Raw genomic sequence first — 16,580 nt, forward strand, 5'->3', positions numbered from 1 at the left:
TGGAACTTGTTCTAGATTAGCGCCAGCGGTTACGCTCCGGCGAAACGCAGTGATGAAGGGGGCCGCGAGTGACCGCTGAGGCCATAGAGGCAAGCCCCCGCACCGGGGGCGACGACCGCGCGGGCGAGCGTCCGCTGAGGATCGCGCTCCTGACGTACAAGGGGAACCCCTTCTGCGGCGGCCAGGGCGTCTACGTGCGCCACCTCTCGCGCGAACTGGCCCGGCTCGGGCACAGCGTCGAGGTCATCGGCGCCCAGCCCTACCCCGTGCTCGACGAGGGCGTCCCGCTCACCGAGCTCCCCAGCCTCGACCTCTACCGCTCGCCCGACCCGTTCCGTACGCCCGCCAAGGACGAGTACCGGGACTGGATCGACCGGCTCGAGGTCGCCGCGATGCGCACCGGCGGCTTCCCCGAGCCGCTCACCTTCTCGCTGCGCGCCCGGCGCCATCTGGCCGCCCGGCGGGGCGAGTTCGACGTCATCCACGACAACCAGACGCTCGGCTACGGTCTGCTCGGCGACGTGGGCGCGCCCCTGGTCACCACGATCCACCACCCCATCACCGTGGACCGCAGGCTCGAACTGGACGCGGCACCCGACTGGAAGCGCCGCGCCTCGGTGCGCCGCTGGTACGGCTTCACGCAGATGCAGAAGCGGGTCGCCCGCCGGCTGCCCTCGGTGCTCACCGTCTCCGGCACGTCCAAGGGCGAGATCGTCGACCACCTCAAGGTGCGCGAGGACCGCATCGAGGTGGTGCACATCGGCGCCGACACCGGCCTGTGGTCGCCGGACCCGTCCGTCGCCGAGGTGCCCGGCCGCATCGTGACCACCTCCAGCGCGGACGTGCCGCTCAAGGGCCTGGTCTTCCTCGTCGAGGCCCTCGCCAAGGTGCGCACCGAGCACCCCGACGCCCATCTCGTCGTCGTCGGCAAGCGCGCCGAGGACGGACCCGTCGCCCAGGCCATCGAGAAGTACGGGCTCGGCCACGCCGTCGAGTTCGTCAAGGGCATCACCGACGCCGAACTCGTCGACCTCGTCCGCTCCGCGCAGGTGAGCTGTGTCCCCTCGCTGTACGAGGGCTTCTCGCTGCCGGCCGCCGAGGCCATGGCGACCGGCACCCCGCTGCTCGCCACCACCGGCGGAGCCATCCCGGAGGTGGCGGGACCCGACGGAGAGACCTGCCTCGCGGTGCCGCCCGGCGACGCGGGCGCGCTGGCCGCCGGACTGGCCCGCCTCCTCGGCGACCCGGCCCTGCGCCGCCGGCTCGGCGCCGCCGGACGCGAACGGGTCCTGGAGCGCTTCACCTGGCGCCGGGCCGCCCTCGGCACCGCCGACCTCTACCGCTCCGCCATCGCCGCTCAGGGCCGCTCGGCCCGGAAGGCAGCCAGGTGAGCCGGAGCACCAACCCCGGGCGCCCCGCGCCCACCCCCCAGTGCCGCCCCGCGCCCCCGACGCGCGGCCGCACCCGCGGCCCCGAGGGGTGCCGGGTGACACGGCGCTCCCCCCACCCCGGCCGACCCCATCCCCCCGTCCGCGAAAGCAGGCATCCGTGCTGACCGTCGACTTCTCCCGCTTCCCGCTCGCCCCGGGCGACCGTGTGCTCGATCTGGGCTGTGGCGCGGGCCGGCACGCCTTCGAGTGCTACCGGCGCGGCGCCCAGGTCGTGGCGCTCGACCAGAACGCCGAGGACATCCGCGAGGTCGCCAAGTGGTTCGCCGCGATGAAGGAGGCCGGTGAGGCGCCCGAGGGTGCCACCGCCACCGCGATGGAGGGCGACGCGCTCAACCTGCCCTTCCCCGACGAGTCCTTCGACGTCGTGATCATCTCCGAGGTCATGGAGCACATCCCGGACGACAAGGGCGTGCTCGCCGAGATGGTCCGCGTCCTGCGCCCCGGCGGCCGCATCGCCGTCACCGTGCCGCGCTACGGGCCCGAGAAGGTGTGCTGGGCGCTGTCCGACGCGTACCACGAGGTCGAGGGCGGCCACATCCGCATCTACAAGGCGGACGAGCTCGTCGGCAAGATGCGCCAGGCCGGCCTCAAGCCGTACGGCACCCACCACGCGCACGCGCTGCACTCGCCGTACTGGTGGCTCAAGTGCGCCTTCGGCGTCGACAACGACAAGGCGCTGCCGGTGCGGGCGTACCACAAGCTGCTGGTCTGGGACATCATGCGGACGCCCGGCATCAGCACCGTCACCCGCCTCGCCGAGCGGGCCCTCAACCCGGTCGTCGGCAAGAGCTTCGTGGCGTACGCGACCAAGCCGCACCTGCCGTCGCTGCCGGAAAAGGGTGCCGCCAAGTGACCTCTCCGGAGCGCACCGAACACCTCGTCCTGCCCGGGGTGCTCACCGCGGAACAGGCCGGGCAGACCGTCTCGGCCCTGCTCGCCGCGCAGCGCGCGGACGGCGCGATCCCGTGGTTCCGCGGGCACCACCTCGATCCCTGGGACCACACCGAGGCGGCGATGGCGCTGGACGCCGCGGGCGAACACGCCGCCGCCGAGCGCGCCTACGAGTGGCTCGCCCGGCACCAGAACACGGACGGATCCTGGTACGCGGCCTACCACGACGGCGAACACGACCACGTCACCGACCGCTGCCGGGAGTCCAACTTCGTCGCCTACGTAGCGGTCGGCGTCTGGCACCACTACCTCGCCACCGGCGACGACACGTTCCTCGACCGGATGTGGCCCACGGTCTTCGCGGCCGTGGAGTGGGTCCTCGCCCTCCAGCAGGGCGGCGGCCAGATCGGCTGGAAGCGCGAGGAGGACGGCACCCCCGTCACCGACGCGCTGCTCACCGGCAGCTCCTCCGTCCACCACGCCCTGCGCTGCGCGCTCGCCATCGCCGAGCAGCGTGAAGAGCCGCAGCCCGACTGGGAGTTGGCGGCCGGTGCCCTCGCCCACGCCATCCAGCACCACCCCGAGCGCTTCCTCGACAAGTCGCACTACTCGATGGACTGGTACTACCCGGTCCTCGGCGGCGCCGTCACCGGCGCGGCCGCCACGGCCCGCGTCAAGTCCCGCTGGGACGACTTCGTGGTGCCCGGTCTCGGGGTGCGCTGTGTGCTGCCCAACCCGTGGGTCACCGGCGGCGAGAGCTGCGAGCTGGCCCTCGCGCTCTGGGCGACGGGCGAGTCCGACCGGGCCTTGGAGATCCTCCAGTCCATCCAGCACCTGCGCGACCCCGCGACCGGCATGTACTGGACGGGCTACGTCTTCGAGGGCAACCGGGCGGTGTGGCCGGAGGAGCTCACGACGTGGACGGCGGGCTCCCTGCTGCTCGCGGTGGCGGCGCTCGGCGGCGACGAGGCGACCGGCGCCGTCTTCGGCGGGGAACGGCTGCCCCGGGGCCTGGCGCCCTACTGCTGCGGCTGAGGCGCGCCCGCCCGTACGGAGTCGCCCGGGTGGCGCAGTGCGGCGGGCCGGGTGAGGCTGCCGGGGAGGCCGACACATCCCCCCGGAGGTCATCGTGGCCAGTTCGTTCCCCATCCGCCGCATAGTCGTGGCGGTCGTCCTTTCCTGCGCCGTCCTGGTGTCGACGACCGCCTGCGGAGGAGAGACCAGGTCCACCCAGAGCGCCGCCCTCACGGCGGCGGAGAGCAGCCCGTCGCCGACCGCCTCGGCGGAGCGGCAGAAGCTCGCCAAGACCCGCTTCGTCGCCAACGCGGGACTCGCGGCCGGCGCCGCCTACCAGTGGATCGTCAAGCCGTACAAGGCGGGCAAGTTCAAGAAGGGCGCCAAGGGCCGTACCTTCGCCCTCGTCAAGGCGGGCCTGGCCGGCGCGTTCACGTACAACCGCCTGAAGGCCGCGTCCGAGAACGCCAAGGGCGACCCGCTGCTCTCCAAGGCCGTCGCCCCGCTCAGCTCCGGCATCGACTCGCTCAAGGGCCTGGGCAGCAAGCTGCGCAAGGGTGAGGCGGGCGACGCCGACGTCGGCATGTTCGAGAAGATGATCAACGGCGTCAAGGACGCGGGTCAGAAGGCGGGTGCGCCGGTCAAGGACCAGGTGCCCTCGGCCGGTCAGCTCAGCGGCGGCTGACCGCTAGGAGTTGAGGTCCGCGAGCGTGCGCAGCGTCGCGGGGTCCGGTGAGGTGACCAAAAGGTCCGTCACCGGGCCCTCGCGCCACAACTCCAGGCGTTCCGCGATGCGTTGACGCGGGCCCACCAGGGAGATCTCGTCGGCGAAGGCGTCCGGCACGGCCAGCACGGCCTCCTCGCGCCGACCCGCCAGGAACAGCTCCTGGATGCGGTGGGCCGCGTCCTCGTACCCCATGCGGGCCATCAGCTCGGCGTGGAAGTTGCGGGCGGCGTGGCCCATGCCGCCGATGTAGAAGCCCAGCATCGCCTTCACCGGCAGCAGGCCCTCGGCGACGTCGTCGCACACCTGGGCCCGCACCATCGGGGCCACCAGGAAGCCCTCGCGCAGCTCCGTGAGCGAGGCCTCGTACACGTCGGTGCGGGTGGGCGACCAGTACAGCGGCAGCCAGCCGTCCGCGATGCGGGTCGTCTGCGCGATGTTCCTGGGGCCCTCGGCGCCCAGGAGTACGGGCAGGTCGGGGCGGAGGGGGTGGGTGATGGCCTTGAGGGGCTTGCCCAGACCGGTGCCGTCCGGGCCGCCGTAGGGGTGCGCGTAGAAGCGCCCGTCGAGCTCCACGGGGCCCTCGCGGCGCAGTACTTGGCGGATCACGTCGACGTACTCGCGGGTCGCGGTGAGCGGGCTCGACGGGAAGGGCCGGCCGTACCAGCCCTCGACGACCTGGGGGCCCGAGAGCCCGAGGCCCAGCATCATCCGGCCGCCCGAGAGGTGGTCGAGGGTGAGGGCGTGCATGGCCGTGGCGGTGGGGGTGCGCGCGGCCATCTGCGCGACCGCGGTGCCCAGCCGGATCGTCGAGGTGTGGGCGGCGATCCAGGTCAGCGGCGTGAAGGCGTCCGATCCCCAGGCCTCGGCCGTCCACACCGAGTGGTAGCCGAACTCCTCGGCGGCGCGGGCCAGTTCGAGATGGGCGGGGTTCGGGCCCCGCCCCCAGTAGCCGAGTGCGAGTCCCAGGCGCATGTGCCGTCCCCTCCAACAGATCTGACGAACCGTCAGGGGACTGTAGGGCAACGGCCCCCCGCCCGGAAGGGCGAGGGGCCGTCGTGACGCCCGGGGGGATCAGCCGCGCTGGATCCCGGTGGTGTCCTGGAGGACACCGCGCCGGCCGTCCTGCGTCTGCGCCACCAGGCCGGGGCCGCGCTGGTCGACGGCCAGGTACCAGGTGCCGGGGGCGAGTTCGGCGATCGGGGTGGGCGAGCCGTCCTCCGCGTACAGCGGACGGGCCACGGGGACCGCGAACCAGAACGGGGCGAAGTCGCCGGCCGGGGCCGCGCCGGCCTGCGCCTGGCTGTCCTGGTGCGCGTCGGCCGCCGGGGCCTGCGCGCCGAACGGCTGGGCCTGGGCCGCCGGCTGACCGCCGAGGCTCGGGTCGCCGGGGTGGGCGCCGTAGGGCTGCTGGGCGGCGGCGGGGTAGCCGTAGCCGCCGGCCGGCTGGGCCGCGCCCGGGTAGCCGTAGGGCTGCGGGGCGGCCGGGCTCGGGGTGCCCATCAGCGGCGCCTTCAACGCGCCGACCAGCGGCGAGGCGACGGCGGCCGCGGCCAGCACCAGCGTGGCGATGAGGCCGAGGATCATGCCGGCGCCGGAGCCGTGCGCGTCGATGATCGTCCAGAACGCGGTCCACGCGGCGAAGATCGTGAACGCGACGCCGAACTGGGTGAGGTCGAGGCCCGCGACCTTCTTGGGCTGCGGCAGCGAACGGCCGACGACGACCAGCACCGCACCGATGATGCCGGCCAGGAACATGCTCATCAGGAGCGAGAGCGAGTCCCAGGCGTTCGGCTCGTCGGCGCGCGGGCAGAACTGGCCGGCGCAGCTCGGAGCGGACGTGAGACTCAGGAACGAGGCGATGAACAGCACCACCGCTGCGCCGATCACCACGCCGTCGCCTCGTGTGAGGGAGCGGATGTTCACGTAAAAGTCCTCTTTTATGTCGTCTCGTCGGGGCGGTCATCGCTGCCGCCGGTGTACGTGCACACGGCGTGAAGCTCTAGGTGGTTCCCCCTGTGCGGAAGAATCTATCGTCTGCGGCTGTGGGCCGTACGGCGGGTCGGGAGCCTACCCGCCCAGGAACGCCGTAATGCCGTCGGCGATGCCCCGGGCCGCCTTCTGATGCCAGTCCGCGCTCTTGAGAAGTGCCGAGTCCCGGGAATCCCGCATGTTGCCGCACTCGATGAACACCTTCGGAACGGTCGACAGGTTGAGGCCGCCGAGGTCGCTGCGGGTGTCCAGAGCGGTTCCCTCGCCCACGTAGTTGGACGCGTTCATGCCCGTATCCAGGACGAACTTCCCCGCGATCCGCACACCGAGTTCACGCGAAGGCCCCACGATGGGGGCGGTGTCGGCCGAGCCGCCCTTCACCTTGGCGGGCAGGATGACATGGAATCCGCGCTGGCCCTCGGCCGCGCCGTCCGCGTGCACCGATACGACGGCATCGGCCTTCGCCTGATTTCCGATGCGCGCCCGCTCGTCCACGCACGGCCCGAATGTCCGCTCGCCGTCGTGGGTGAGGACGACCTTCGCGCCCTGCTTTTCGAGGATCGCCCGGATCCGGTGCGACACATCGAGCGTGAACTCGGCTTCCGTATAACCGTCGTTGGTCTCGGTGCCGGTGGTGTCGCATTCCTTCTTGTTCGTTCCGATGTCCACCGGCTCATTGATCTCCGACGTATGCCGGAAATTATTCGGATTGTGACCCGGGTCGATGACGACGGTCTTTCCGGCGAGCGATCCGGCGCCCGATCCGCCCGCGGGCGGGGCCGACGGCGAGGGGGAGCCGGGGGTGGCCGGGCGGGGGGTGCCCGACACCGTCATGGTCGCGGTGCCGGTCCCCAAGGGCGCGGGCCGCCGGCCGCCGCTCGGCAGCGCGCTCGGCGGCTTGTCGTCCTGCGCGCCGGGGCCGCCCGCGGCCTGCCAGACGAGCCAGCCCGCGAGGACGGCCGGCGCGAGCGCGGCAAGGGTGACGAGGGCCCGCCCGCGCACACGGCGCGACCGGCTGTCCGGGTTCGATGACTCGCTGTCGTACGACACGAAGGTGATGCTAACCGCGCGGCCCCGCCCGGCCCGGGCGCTGCGCGCCCCGACGTGTCACAGCGCGGCGGACGTGCGGCGCAGCACCCGCAGCGAGTCCGTCGCCGAGACCTCGGTGAACGCGCCGGACTCCAGCGCCCGGCGATAGACGCGGTACGGGGCTTGGCCGGTGAACTCGTCGACCGGGTCCGGGAAGACGTCGTGGATGGCCAGCGTGCCGCCCTCGGCGAGCTTGGGCGCCCAGCCCTCGTAGTCCGCGTTCGCGTGCTCGTCGGTGTGGCCGCCGTCGATGAAGACGAAGCCGAGCGGCCCGCCCCACACCCGCGCCACCTGCGGCGAGTGCCCGACCACCGCGATCACGTGGTCTTCGAGGCCGGCCGCGTGCAGGGTGCGCCGGAAGGTGGGCAGCGTGTCCATGCGCCCCACCTCCGGGTCGACGACCGTCGTGTCGTGGTACTCCCAGCCCGGCTGCTGCTCCTCGCTGCCGCGGTGGTGGTCGACCGTGACGACGACGGTGCCGCTCTCGCGGGCGGCCTCGGCGAGCAGGATCGTGGAGCGCCCGCAGTAGGTGCCGACCTCCAGGAGCGGCAGCCCGAGCGCCCCGGCCGCGGCCGCCGCCTCGTACAGCGCGAGGCCTTCCCGTACGGGCATGAAGCCCTTGGCCGCCTCGAAAGCGGCCAGGATCTGAGGCTGGGGAGAGGCCACGGCCCGGCTCCTTGGGGTCATAGGTGGGTGGGCGGTCCATGGTGCCGTACGGGGTGGGCGCCGGGCCGGGCGGGCCCGGCCGAAGGCGGGGTGGCCCGGGGCGGAATCGCCACCTGACCTTCCGTCAGATTGAAACGTGTTCTACTCTTGCGCCGTTCCGGGACCGGCGACGGGGTGAGGGCGTCCATGGGCATCGCGATCACGCAAGAACAGCGGGAGCTGGCCGAGGCGGTGCGCGGCTGGCTGGCGCGGGCCGTGCCCGTCGAGCAGACGCGCAAGCTCCTGGATGCGCCCGAGGCCGCCGCCGCCCGCCCGCCGTTCTGGGACGGGCTCGCCGAACAGGGGCTGCTCGGTATCCACCTCGGCGGGGAGTTCGGCGGGGGAGGACTGCCCGAACTCGCCGTCGTCCTGGAGGAGGCTGGACGCGGTCTGCTGCCGGGGCCCTATCTGCCCGGCGTGCTCGCCGCCGAGCTGCTGCGCCGCGCCACCGGCCACGATCCCCTGGTCGCGGACATCGCCGAGGGGCGCCGGACCGCGGCCGTGGCGCTCGGCGCCGGGACGCTCACCGCCGTCGAGGGCGCGGGCGGCTGGCTGCTGGACGGCGCCGCGCCTCCCGTACTGGCCGCCGGGCAGGCCGAGTTGGTGGTCCTCGCGGCAAAGGCGCACCACCGCACGCTCTGGTTCGCGGTGGACGCCGAAACGCTCCGCGTACGCCCGCACCGCGGCACCGACCCGACCCGCCCCACCGCCGAGGTGCGCGCCGAGGGCGTCGTCGTCCCCCAGGACCGGGTCCTGGACGTGGACTCCGCCCTGGTCCACGACCTCGCGGCCCTGGTCCTGGCCGCCGAATCCTGCGGCACGGCGGCCCGCACCCTGGAGATCGCCACCGAACACGCCAAGGTCCGCGAGCAGTTCGGGCACCCCATCGGCCGGTTCCAGGCGATCAAACACCTCTGCGCCGACATGCTCGTACGCCTCGAAGGGGCCCGCGCCCTGGTGTGGGACGCGGCCCGCGCCATGGACGAGCCCGCCGGAGTGCGCGGCCTGGTCGCCTCGCTCGCCGCGGCCACCGCCGTGGACGCCGCCTGCTCCTGCGCCAAGGACGCCATCCAGATCCTCGGCGGCATCGGCTTCACCTGGGAGCACGATGCCCACCTGTATCTGCGCCGCGCCCTGGTCGCCCGCCAGCTCCTCGGCGCCGGGGACACCCACCGGCTGCGGGCCGTACGCCTGGCGGGCGATGGCGCCCGCCGCGAGCTGCGCATGGAGCTGCCGCCCGGGGCCGAGACCTTCCGTGCCCCCGCCCGCGCGGCGATCGAGGCGGCGCGCGGCCTCGATCCGGGCGCGGCCCGCCGGGCCCTGGCCCCCACCGGTTACGCTGCCCCGCACCTTCCCGCCCCGTACGGCCTGGGGGCGGGCCCGGTCCAACAGCTCGTGATCCAGGAGGAGTTGAGGCGCGCGGGAGTCAAGCTTGCCGACCTCGGGATCGCGACCTGGGTGGTGCCCTCGCTCATCGCCCACGGCACAGCAGCCCAGCAGGACCGCTTCCTCGGCCCCACCCTCCGCGGCGAACTCCTGTGGTGCCAGCTCTTCTCCGAGCCGGGCGCCGGCTCCGATCTCGCCTCGCTGCGCACCCGGGCCGAACGCACCCCCGACGGGGGCTGGCGCGTCACCGGCCAGAAGGTGTGGACGAGCGCCGCCCAGTGGGCCGACTACGGAATCCTGCTGGCCCGCACCGACCCGGCCGCCCCCAAGCACCAGGGGCTCAGCTACTTCCTCGTCGACATGAAGCGGACCGAGGGCATCGACATCCGCCCCCTGAAGGAGATCACCGGGGACTCCCTGTTCAACGAGGTCTACTTCGACGGCGCGCTGCTGCCCCCGGACGCCGTCGTCGGGGAGATCGGCGGCGGCTGGCCGGTCGCCCGCACCACCCTGGGCAACGAACGCGTCCACATGGCCGATCAGGTCGCCTTCGACACCGGGCTCGAAGCGCTGATCGCCCGCGCCGGGGAACTCGACGGGGCGTACCGGGCGCGGATCGGCGCGCTGGCCGCCGAGGCGCACGCGCTGGCCTGCATCGGGCTGCGTACCACCATGCAGCAGGTGTCGGGCCTGGAGCCCGGTGCGGGGGCCAGCGTCCGCAAGCTCGTCCAGACCCCGCACCAGCAGAAGGTCGCCGAGCTCGCCCTGGAACTGCTCGGCCCCCAGGGCGCGGCCGCCGAGGGGGCCGCCGAGCGCGCGGTGCACGGCTTCCTCATGTCGCGCTGCCTGACCATCGCGGGCGGCACCACCCAGGTCCAGCTCAACGTCGTCGCCGAGCGCATCCTCGGCCTGCCTAGAGACTGAAGGGTTGTCGTGCCGTGAAGAGTTACATCGTCGGTGTGGGCATGACCAGGTTCGAGAAGCCGGAGTCCCGCGACTGGCAGTACTGGGACATGGCGAAGGAGGCCGGGAGCGCGGCGCTGGCCGACGCGGGGCTCGACTACGGCCTGGTCGAACAGGTCCCGGTCGGCTACTGCTTCCAGGCCTCGACGGCCGGACAGCGAGCCGTCTACGAACTGGGGTTGACGGGGGTGCCCGTCTACAACGTCAACAACAACTGCGCGACCGGCGCGAGCGCGCTGATGCTGGCACGGCAGTTCGTGGAGGGCGGCGCCTGCGACTGCGTCCTCGCGCTCGGCTTCGAGAAGATGAAGCGGGGCGCGCTGGGCGGGGGCTCGGACGGCGGCGACTTCGCGAGTTCGCCCGTGGCCCGCCACTACGGCGTCATGGCGGCGCGCCACGGCTTCGAGATGACCCCGCCCACCGCGCAGATCTTCGGCAACGCGGCGCGCGAGCACATGGAGCGGTACGGGACGACCGCGGCGCAGCTCGCCGCGGTGGGCGCCAAGAACCACCGGCACTCGGTGAACAACCCCAACGCCCAGTTCCAGCAGCCCTATTCGGTGGAGGAGATCCTGGCGGCCAAGACCATCCACCGGCCGCTGACCAAGCTCCAGTGCTCACCGACGTCGGACGGTTCGGCCGCGGCGGTCGTCGTCTCGGAGCGGTTCGTGGAGCGGCACGGTCTGGGCGACAGGGCGATCGAGATCGCGGGCCAGGCGATGACCACCGACACCGAGGAGTCGTTCGCCTCGGGCAGTTGCATCGACGCGGTGGGCGCGCCGATGTCCCGCGAAGCCGGCCGCCAGGCGTTCGCCCGCGCGGGCCTGGGCATCGAGGACGTCGACGTGATCGAGCTGCACGACTGCTTCTCGATCAACGAGCTGCTCACGTATGAGGCGTTGGGGATGTGCGGGCCGGGGGAGTCCGGGAAGCTCATCGAATCCGGCGCGACGACGTACGGCGGGCGCTGGGTGGTCAACCCGTCCGGCGGCCTGATCTCCAAGGGGCATCCGCTCGGGGCGACGGGGCTCGCGCAGGCGGCGGAGCTCGTGTGGCAGTTGCGGGGGGAGGCGGGGGGCCGACAGGTCGAGGGGGCGCGGGTCGGGCTCGCGCACAACATCGGGCTGGGTGGGGCGGCGGTGGTGACGGTGCTGCGCCGGTAGTCCTCCCCACCCCGCCCCTTCCCGAGACCCTCCGGGGGATGTGGTTCGGCCGCGGACCGTGCTCGCTTCTCGCGCAGTTCCCCGCGCCCCTGGCTACTCGGTGCGGGCCGGCGCAGGCATACCTAGCCCGTCCGGCGATTGAGGACGAGCGCCCTTAAGGCGCGAACGGGGTCTGGGGCGGAGCCCCAGAGGTCCCGGGGAAAAGGGGGGTGTAACGGGCGCCCACCCCGTGCGAGCATGACTCGCATGGCTCACGCGTCCGCAGACACCCACATATCCACCCCCGTCACACCCCTCCGCACCTGGCCCGTCCTCCTCGCCGCCTGCGCGGGCCAGTTCCTCGTCGTGCTGGACGTGTCCGTCGTCAACGTGGCCCTCCCCTCCATGCGGACGGGCCTGGGGATGAGCGCGAGCGGGCTGCAATGGGTGGTCAACGCGTACGCCATCGCCTTCGCCGGGTTCATGCTGCTCGGCGGCCGGGCCGGCGACCTGTACGGACGCAAGCGGATGTTCCTCGTGGGGCTCGGCCTGTTCACCGCCGCCAGCCTCGGCGGGGGACTGGCCCAGGAGGGATGGCAGTTGCTCGCGGCCCGCGCCGCCCAGGGCCTCGGCGCTGCGGTCCTCGCGCCCGCCACCCTCACCATCCTGACCGCCGCCGTCCCGGAGGGCGCCGCCCGTACCCGGGCGATCGGCACCTGGGCGGCGGTCGGCGCGGGCGGCGGAGCCGCGGGAGGACTCGTCGGCGGGCTGCTCACCGACACGCTCTCGTGGCGCTGGGTGCTGCTCATCAACGTGCCCATCGGCGCCCTCGTCCTGGTCGGCGCCACGCTGTGGATCACCGAGTCCCGGGCCGGCCGGCGCCACCGCCTGGACCTGCCCGGCGCCGTCCTCGTCACGGCCGGCCTCGCGACCCTCTCGTACGGCATCGTCCAGACCGAGGCCTCGGGCTGGGGCGCCGCGGGGACGCTCGTTCCGCTGCTCGGCGGGGCCGCGCTGCTGCTGGCCTTCCTCGTGGTCGAGGGCCGGACGGCGGCGCCGCTCATGCCGCTGCGCCTCTTCCGGCTGCGGGCCGTGTCCGCCGCCAACGCCGTGATGTTCGTGTGCGGCTCCGCGATGTTCTGCACCTGGTTCTTCATGACGCTGTACGCGCAGAACGTGCTCGGCTACACCCCGCTGGGGGCGGGCCTCGCCCTGATCCCCAGCTCGCTCAGCGTCGTGCTCGGCTCGAAGCTGGCGCCGCGCCTCATGCCGAAAACGGGCGCGCGGAACCTGACCGTGCTGGGTGTCCTGGTGACCGCGGCCGGGTTCGGCTGGCAGTCCACGATGCGCGCGGACGACCCGTACTGGATGTCGATCCTCGTGCCCGGCATCCTGATGATGACGGGTGCCGGACTCGCCACAACTCCCCTTGCCGCGCTGGCCACTTCGGGCGCCGAACCGGGGGAGGCGGGGCTTGTGTCGGGGCTCATCAACACGTCCCGGACGATGGGCGGGGCGCTGGGTCTCGCCGTGCTGTCGACGGTCGCGGCCTCGCGCACCGGGGTGGTGCAGAGCGCCGAGAGCCTCACCGCCGGGTACGCGCTCGCCTTCCGCGTCGGCGGCTTCGTCCTCCTGGGCAGCGTCCTGATCGCCCTGGTGTGGCTGCCCCGCACGCCGAGGACCGCCCACCGGGCCTGAGGGCTACAGCCAGCCCTGCTGGCGGGCAGCGCGCACGGCCTCCATGCGGTTGCGGGTGCCGGTCTTGCCGATGGCGGACGACAGGTAGTTGCGTACGGTCGACTCCGACAGATGCAGCTTGCCCGCGATGTCGGAGACCGTCGCCCCGTCCACCGAGGCGTTCAGGACGTCGCGTTCGCGCGCGGTCAGCGGGCTCGGCCCCGCGCTGAGGGCGGCCGCGGCGAGCGCCGGGTCGATGACCGTCTCGCCGCGCAGCACCCGGCGGATCGCCTCCGCGAGGTCCTCCACCGGCCCGTCTTTCACGAGGAACCCGGCGGCCCCCGCCTCCATCGCACGGCGCAGATAGCCGGGACGGCCGAACGTGGTGAGGATCAGCACCCGGCAGTCGGGCACCTCGGTCCGCAGCTCGGCGGCCGCGTCCAGGCCGCTCATCCCCGGCAGTTCGATGTCGAGCAACGCCACATCGGGCCGCGCCACCAGCGCCTCGGGCACGATCTTGTCCCCCGCCGCCACCTGCGCGACGACCTCCATGTCCTCCTCCAGCCCGAGCAACAAGGCGAGCGCACCGCGCATCATGCCCTGGTCCTCGGCGAGCAGGACGCGTACGGATTTGGCGGGTCGGTGATCCTGCGGCATCTCGTCCATGTGCCAAGAGTACGGGCGGAACTGCTGGTCAGGGCAGCGCGAGGCCCTGCGGGGTGCGTGGTCCGACGGGGCTTTCTCCGACGCTGGCCCAGCGGGCCCGGTTCAGCCTTCTGCCGAGTTGCAGGAAGCACACCCGACGTTGAACGGCCTACCCGTACCAAGGTCGACCGTGAGGGTCACCCCGACACCGTGCGGACAGTATCGACGGGGCCGCCTCCCGGGGCGCCTTTCCACCCGAAGCCGCCGCCAGCTCGCCAGCAGTCGGCTGTACCGGGGGTCGTCCCACCGGTGGGGCGCTCCACCTGCTTCACTCATCGTGATTCCTCCCTCACAGGACGTGTCCAACTGTAGGGCGGCAGCGACGAGTTGGGCGGGCTCTTGCTGTTCGTTACTCAGACGATGTGCGGCGCGGCGCAGTTGGACCCTCCGTCGGTGCACTCACTGTGCATGCAGTCGGCGGACACCCGTACTTCAGCCTGGGCTTCCCTGGTCCACAGGTACAAGTCCGGCACAAACCCAGCGCGTTCGATGGCGCTCAGTGTTCGGATCACCGTCACTTCGTCGTGCTTCTTCGTTGCCGGGGTCTCCGGTACGTGGTGGACGAAAACGCCGAGCTCGTCCGCGAGGCGCTTGTAGGTGCGCGTGTCCTGGATCAATGCATGCCATCCCTCGTCGACAATCCGGGAGGGCCGCAGGGCGAGGCCGGGCGTCTTGTTGCCTGCCGCCGTTGCCACGAACTTGAGAGCTTCATCGACGATTCGCTCTGCGAGAGTTTCGTCGACCTCCGGGTTGGCGCGTCGCACCAGGCGGACGGCCCCTTGAAAGCTCTCGTCCGCGATCAGGTGCCGGGCGCTCGGCTTGAGGTCGGCGGCTGGCATCGACTCGGTGACAACGGTCATCGGATTTCCTCTCATTCGATGGGCTGGTCGGTCCGCCCTGGTCCCGCAGCGGGAGTATGTGCACGGGTCGGAACGGGACTCAGCTGGGTGAGGGGGACAAGGCGTAAGCGGCATCCTCGGGCCAGAGGTGGCCTCCGGAGTGCCTGGAGAACAGCAGGCAGACGTTTTGATCACCGTTCCTGTCCGGGCATGGGGCCATGAGTTGTACGCGGAACTCCGCTCCGCGCCAGAACACCCACACCGCACGCCCGGTCTTGTCCTCGGTGAACAGCACGTGAGCTGCGTGCTCACCTTCTACGTGCTCGTCCAACTCGCAGTGCTGGAACTGCGCCACGTCCCCAGCGGTGCCGTGCCTCACCAACTCAATCGCGGCGTAACGGAGTTCTCGTTCGAGAGACAGTGGCGCGCCGCACCGGGCCATCGGAACGGCTTGGATCGACTGGGGGGTAGGGGGTCCCGCCGCCGTCCGGCGGGTCGTTCGCATCGCTGCGCCATCCATGGCCATGGCAGTTCCTCGCGGTCGGCCTGAGCTGTGGTGTCTCCAGGCAACCCGCTGCGGTTGCGCAAGGCCAGGGAGGAACCGATGCAGTTGTCTTGCATCTTCACTGCATTGGCTCACCTGGACTGGGAAGATGACCGCGACCAGGGTGAAGGGGCAGGCAGGTATGGGACCTCGAACGGCGCTTGTGCGGCGCTGGAAGGCGCTTGGTTACAGTCAAGAACGACTTGCCCAGGCTCTCGGGGTGGACACGACCACCATCGGGCGATGGGGCCGGGGCCAAGCGGAGCCACAGGCGTACCTTCGCCCGAAACTCGCCGCGCGACTGCACGTCACGCTCGCCGAGTTGGATGAGCTACTGAGGCCGGAAGCGTCAGAGCCCGTGAATCCGCCCGCTGCCCATCGGGTGCGCAGGGTATTCGTCGGGCAGGCGCCATCCGACGACGACTTAGGCACCGGTGATCTGGACGACATGATTCGGCGCGAGTTTTTAAGACTGTTGACTGTTACGGGGACGCTTGCCGCCCTGCCGGTTACCGACGAGGCAGTCCCCGTCGATCAGTACGCTGTTGTGCCCGCACTCCATGACGTGGCGACGTACACCGCCGTGAATTCTCACCTATGGCAGATCTTCGCCCTTGCCAAGACCAAACGTTCAGCTCTGCCGATGGTGCACGCTCACGCACGGGGTATCGCGGACAGTTTCACGGCCGCACAAACGAACCGTGAACGGCGACAACTCTGTGCCGTTGTGGGTGATCTCTTTCAGCTCGCGGGGGAGATTCATTTCGACAGCAACAACTACACGGACGCTGCGCAGTGTTACACCCTCGCTGCGAGCGCGGGTCGTGAAGCAGGGAACCCGGACCTGTCAGCGTGTGCGCTGACACGCCACGCTTTCGTCAGCATCTACGACGGGAGGCCCCGCGCCGCAGCTTCTCTGCTCACCGCTGCCGCGGAGACTGCGAAGCGGGGTGACAGGCAGCTGGCAACCCGGCATTGGGTAGCGGCAGTTCAGGCGGAGGTATTCGCAGGCCTCGGTGACTTGAACGGCTGCAAGGCTGCTTTGGACCGGGCCGAGGAGGTGCACGCTCTAAGTGGACAAGCGCAGAACGGTGGATGGCTCCGTTTCGACGGGACCCGTCTCGCTGAGGAGCGCGGCACGTGCTACGTGCGGCTCGGCAGGCTTGATCTGGCCGAGCTGGCTCTGGCTGACGCTCTCGGGCAACCATTGTCCGCGCGGCGGCGCGGTAGCGTCCTCGTCGATCTCGCTGCGCTCGGCATGCAGCGCCGGGATGTGGACCAACTGGTCGGCTACGCGTCACAGGCACTCGATCTGGCCGCGCAAACGGAATCCGGTTACGTTGTCCGTAAGTTGGAGGGATTGCGGGGTCGGCTGCACCCCTTGCTGTCCGATCGACGCGTAGCAGCGCTCAGTGAACAAATTTCAGCACTCGCCATGCCCATGTGATCAGTTGGGGA

The 16,580-nt window shown here is 71.6% G+C and carries 14 protein-coding genes; 8 read left to right on the top strand and 6 right to left on the bottom strand.

Annotation, left to right across the window (positions count from 1 at the left end; translation table 11 throughout):
- Nucleotides 1-68: 68 nt before the first annotated feature.
- The 4 genes from N4G70_RS03430 (at nucleotide 69) to N4G70_RS03445 (ending at nucleotide 4,041) form a co-directional block, all read left to right on the top strand.
- A complete protein-coding gene (locus N4G70_RS03430; RefSeq protein ID WP_261710850.1) occupies nucleotides 69-1,391 on the top strand; it encodes a glycosyltransferase family 4 protein in 1,323 nt (440 codons plus the stop codon).
- A gap of 157 nt (nucleotides 1,392-1,548) precedes the next feature.
- Nucleotides 1,549-2,304 (top strand): class I SAM-dependent methyltransferase, encoded by a 756-nt coding sequence (locus N4G70_RS03435; protein WP_261710851.1) that lies wholly within the window; start codon nucleotides 1,549-1,551, stop codon nucleotides 2,302-2,304.
- Nucleotides 2,301-3,377: a prenyltransferase gene (locus N4G70_RS03440; protein WP_261710852.1), complete on the top strand. Its 1,077-nt coding sequence runs from the start codon at nucleotides 2,301-2,303 to the stop codon at nucleotides 3,375-3,377. Before N4G70_RS03435 ends, N4G70_RS03440 begins: the two co-directional genes overlap by 4 nt.
- A gap of 94 nt (nucleotides 3,378-3,471) precedes the next feature.
- Nucleotides 3,472-4,041, top strand: coding sequence for a hypothetical protein (locus N4G70_RS03445; RefSeq protein WP_261710853.1), 570 nt, complete (start codon nucleotides 3,472-3,474; stop codon nucleotides 4,039-4,041).
- Nucleotides 4,042-4,044: 3 nt separating this feature from the next.
- Here N4G70_RS03445 and N4G70_RS03450 read toward each other — a convergent pair whose 3' ends face one another.
- From N4G70_RS03450 to N4G70_RS03465, 4 genes are all read right to left on the bottom strand, one after another.
- The gene (locus N4G70_RS03450) at nucleotides 4,045-5,055 is read right to left on the bottom strand and encodes an LLM class F420-dependent oxidoreductase (RefSeq protein ID WP_261710854.1); all 1,011 of its coding nucleotides are present in this window, start codon (nucleotides 5,053-5,055) and stop codon (nucleotides 4,045-4,047) included.
- A gap of 99 nt (nucleotides 5,056-5,154) precedes the next feature.
- The gene (locus tag N4G70_RS03455; RefSeq protein ID WP_261710855.1) at nucleotides 5,155-6,006 is read right to left on the bottom strand and encodes a DUF5336 domain-containing protein; all 852 of its coding nucleotides are present in this window, start codon (nucleotides 6,004-6,006) and stop codon (nucleotides 5,155-5,157) included.
- Nucleotides 6,007-6,150: 144 nt separating this feature from the next.
- The gene (locus N4G70_RS03460; protein ID WP_261710856.1) at nucleotides 6,151-7,122 is read right to left on the bottom strand and encodes an N-acetylmuramoyl-L-alanine amidase; all 972 of its coding nucleotides are present in this window, start codon (nucleotides 7,120-7,122) and stop codon (nucleotides 6,151-6,153) included.
- A 57-nt stretch (nucleotides 7,123-7,179) separates the two neighbouring features.
- The gene (locus N4G70_RS03465) at nucleotides 7,180-7,848 is read right to left on the bottom strand and encodes a class I SAM-dependent methyltransferase (protein WP_261710857.1); all 669 of its coding nucleotides are present in this window, start codon (nucleotides 7,846-7,848) and stop codon (nucleotides 7,180-7,182) included.
- Between the two features lie 165 nt (nucleotides 7,849-8,013).
- On the opposite strand from N4G70_RS03465, the gene N4G70_RS03470 reads away from it, so the two are divergent.
- The 3 genes from N4G70_RS03470 (at nucleotide 8,014) to N4G70_RS03480 (ending at nucleotide 13,055) form a co-directional block, all read left to right on the top strand.
- Nucleotides 8,014-10,176 carry an acyl-CoA dehydrogenase gene (locus N4G70_RS03470; protein ID WP_261710858.1) on the top strand — a complete coding sequence of 721 codons (2,163 nt, stop codon included), beginning with the start codon at nucleotides 8,014-8,016 and terminating at the stop codon, nucleotides 10,174-10,176.
- Nucleotides 10,177-10,190: 14 nt separating this feature from the next.
- Nucleotides 10,191-11,378: a lipid-transfer protein gene (locus tag N4G70_RS03475; RefSeq protein ID WP_261710859.1), complete on the top strand. Its 1,188-nt coding sequence runs from the start codon at nucleotides 10,191-10,193 to the stop codon at nucleotides 11,376-11,378.
- 237 nt (nucleotides 11,379-11,615) lie between these two features.
- Nucleotides 11,616-13,055, top strand: coding sequence for an MFS transporter (locus tag N4G70_RS03480; RefSeq protein ID WP_399033954.1), 1,440 nt, complete (start codon nucleotides 11,616-11,618; stop codon nucleotides 13,053-13,055).
- Nucleotides 13,056-13,058: 3 nt separating this feature from the next.
- Here N4G70_RS03480 and N4G70_RS03485 read toward each other — a convergent pair whose 3' ends face one another.
- Both N4G70_RS03485 and N4G70_RS03490 read right to left on the bottom strand, forming a co-directional pair.
- A complete protein-coding gene (locus N4G70_RS03485) occupies nucleotides 13,059-13,700 on the bottom strand; it encodes a response regulator transcription factor (protein ID WP_261710861.1) in 642 nt (213 codons plus the stop codon).
- Nucleotides 13,701-14,092: 392 nt separating this feature from the next.
- A complete protein-coding gene (locus N4G70_RS03490) occupies nucleotides 14,093-14,599 on the bottom strand; it encodes a hypothetical protein (protein WP_261710862.1) in 507 nt (168 codons plus the stop codon).
- Between the two features lie 665 nt (nucleotides 14,600-15,264).
- Here N4G70_RS03490 and N4G70_RS03495 point away from each other — a divergent pair.
- Complete coding sequence (locus N4G70_RS03495) at nucleotides 15,265-16,569, top strand: helix-turn-helix transcriptional regulator (RefSeq protein WP_261711363.1); 1,305 nt, start codon at nucleotides 15,265-15,267, stop codon at nucleotides 16,567-16,569.
- Nucleotides 16,570-16,580: the final 11 nt, after the last annotated feature.

Source organism: Streptomyces sp. ASQP_92 (assembly GCF_025399895.1).
Lineage (GTDB): Bacteria > Actinomycetota > Actinomycetes > Streptomycetales > Streptomycetaceae > Streptomyces.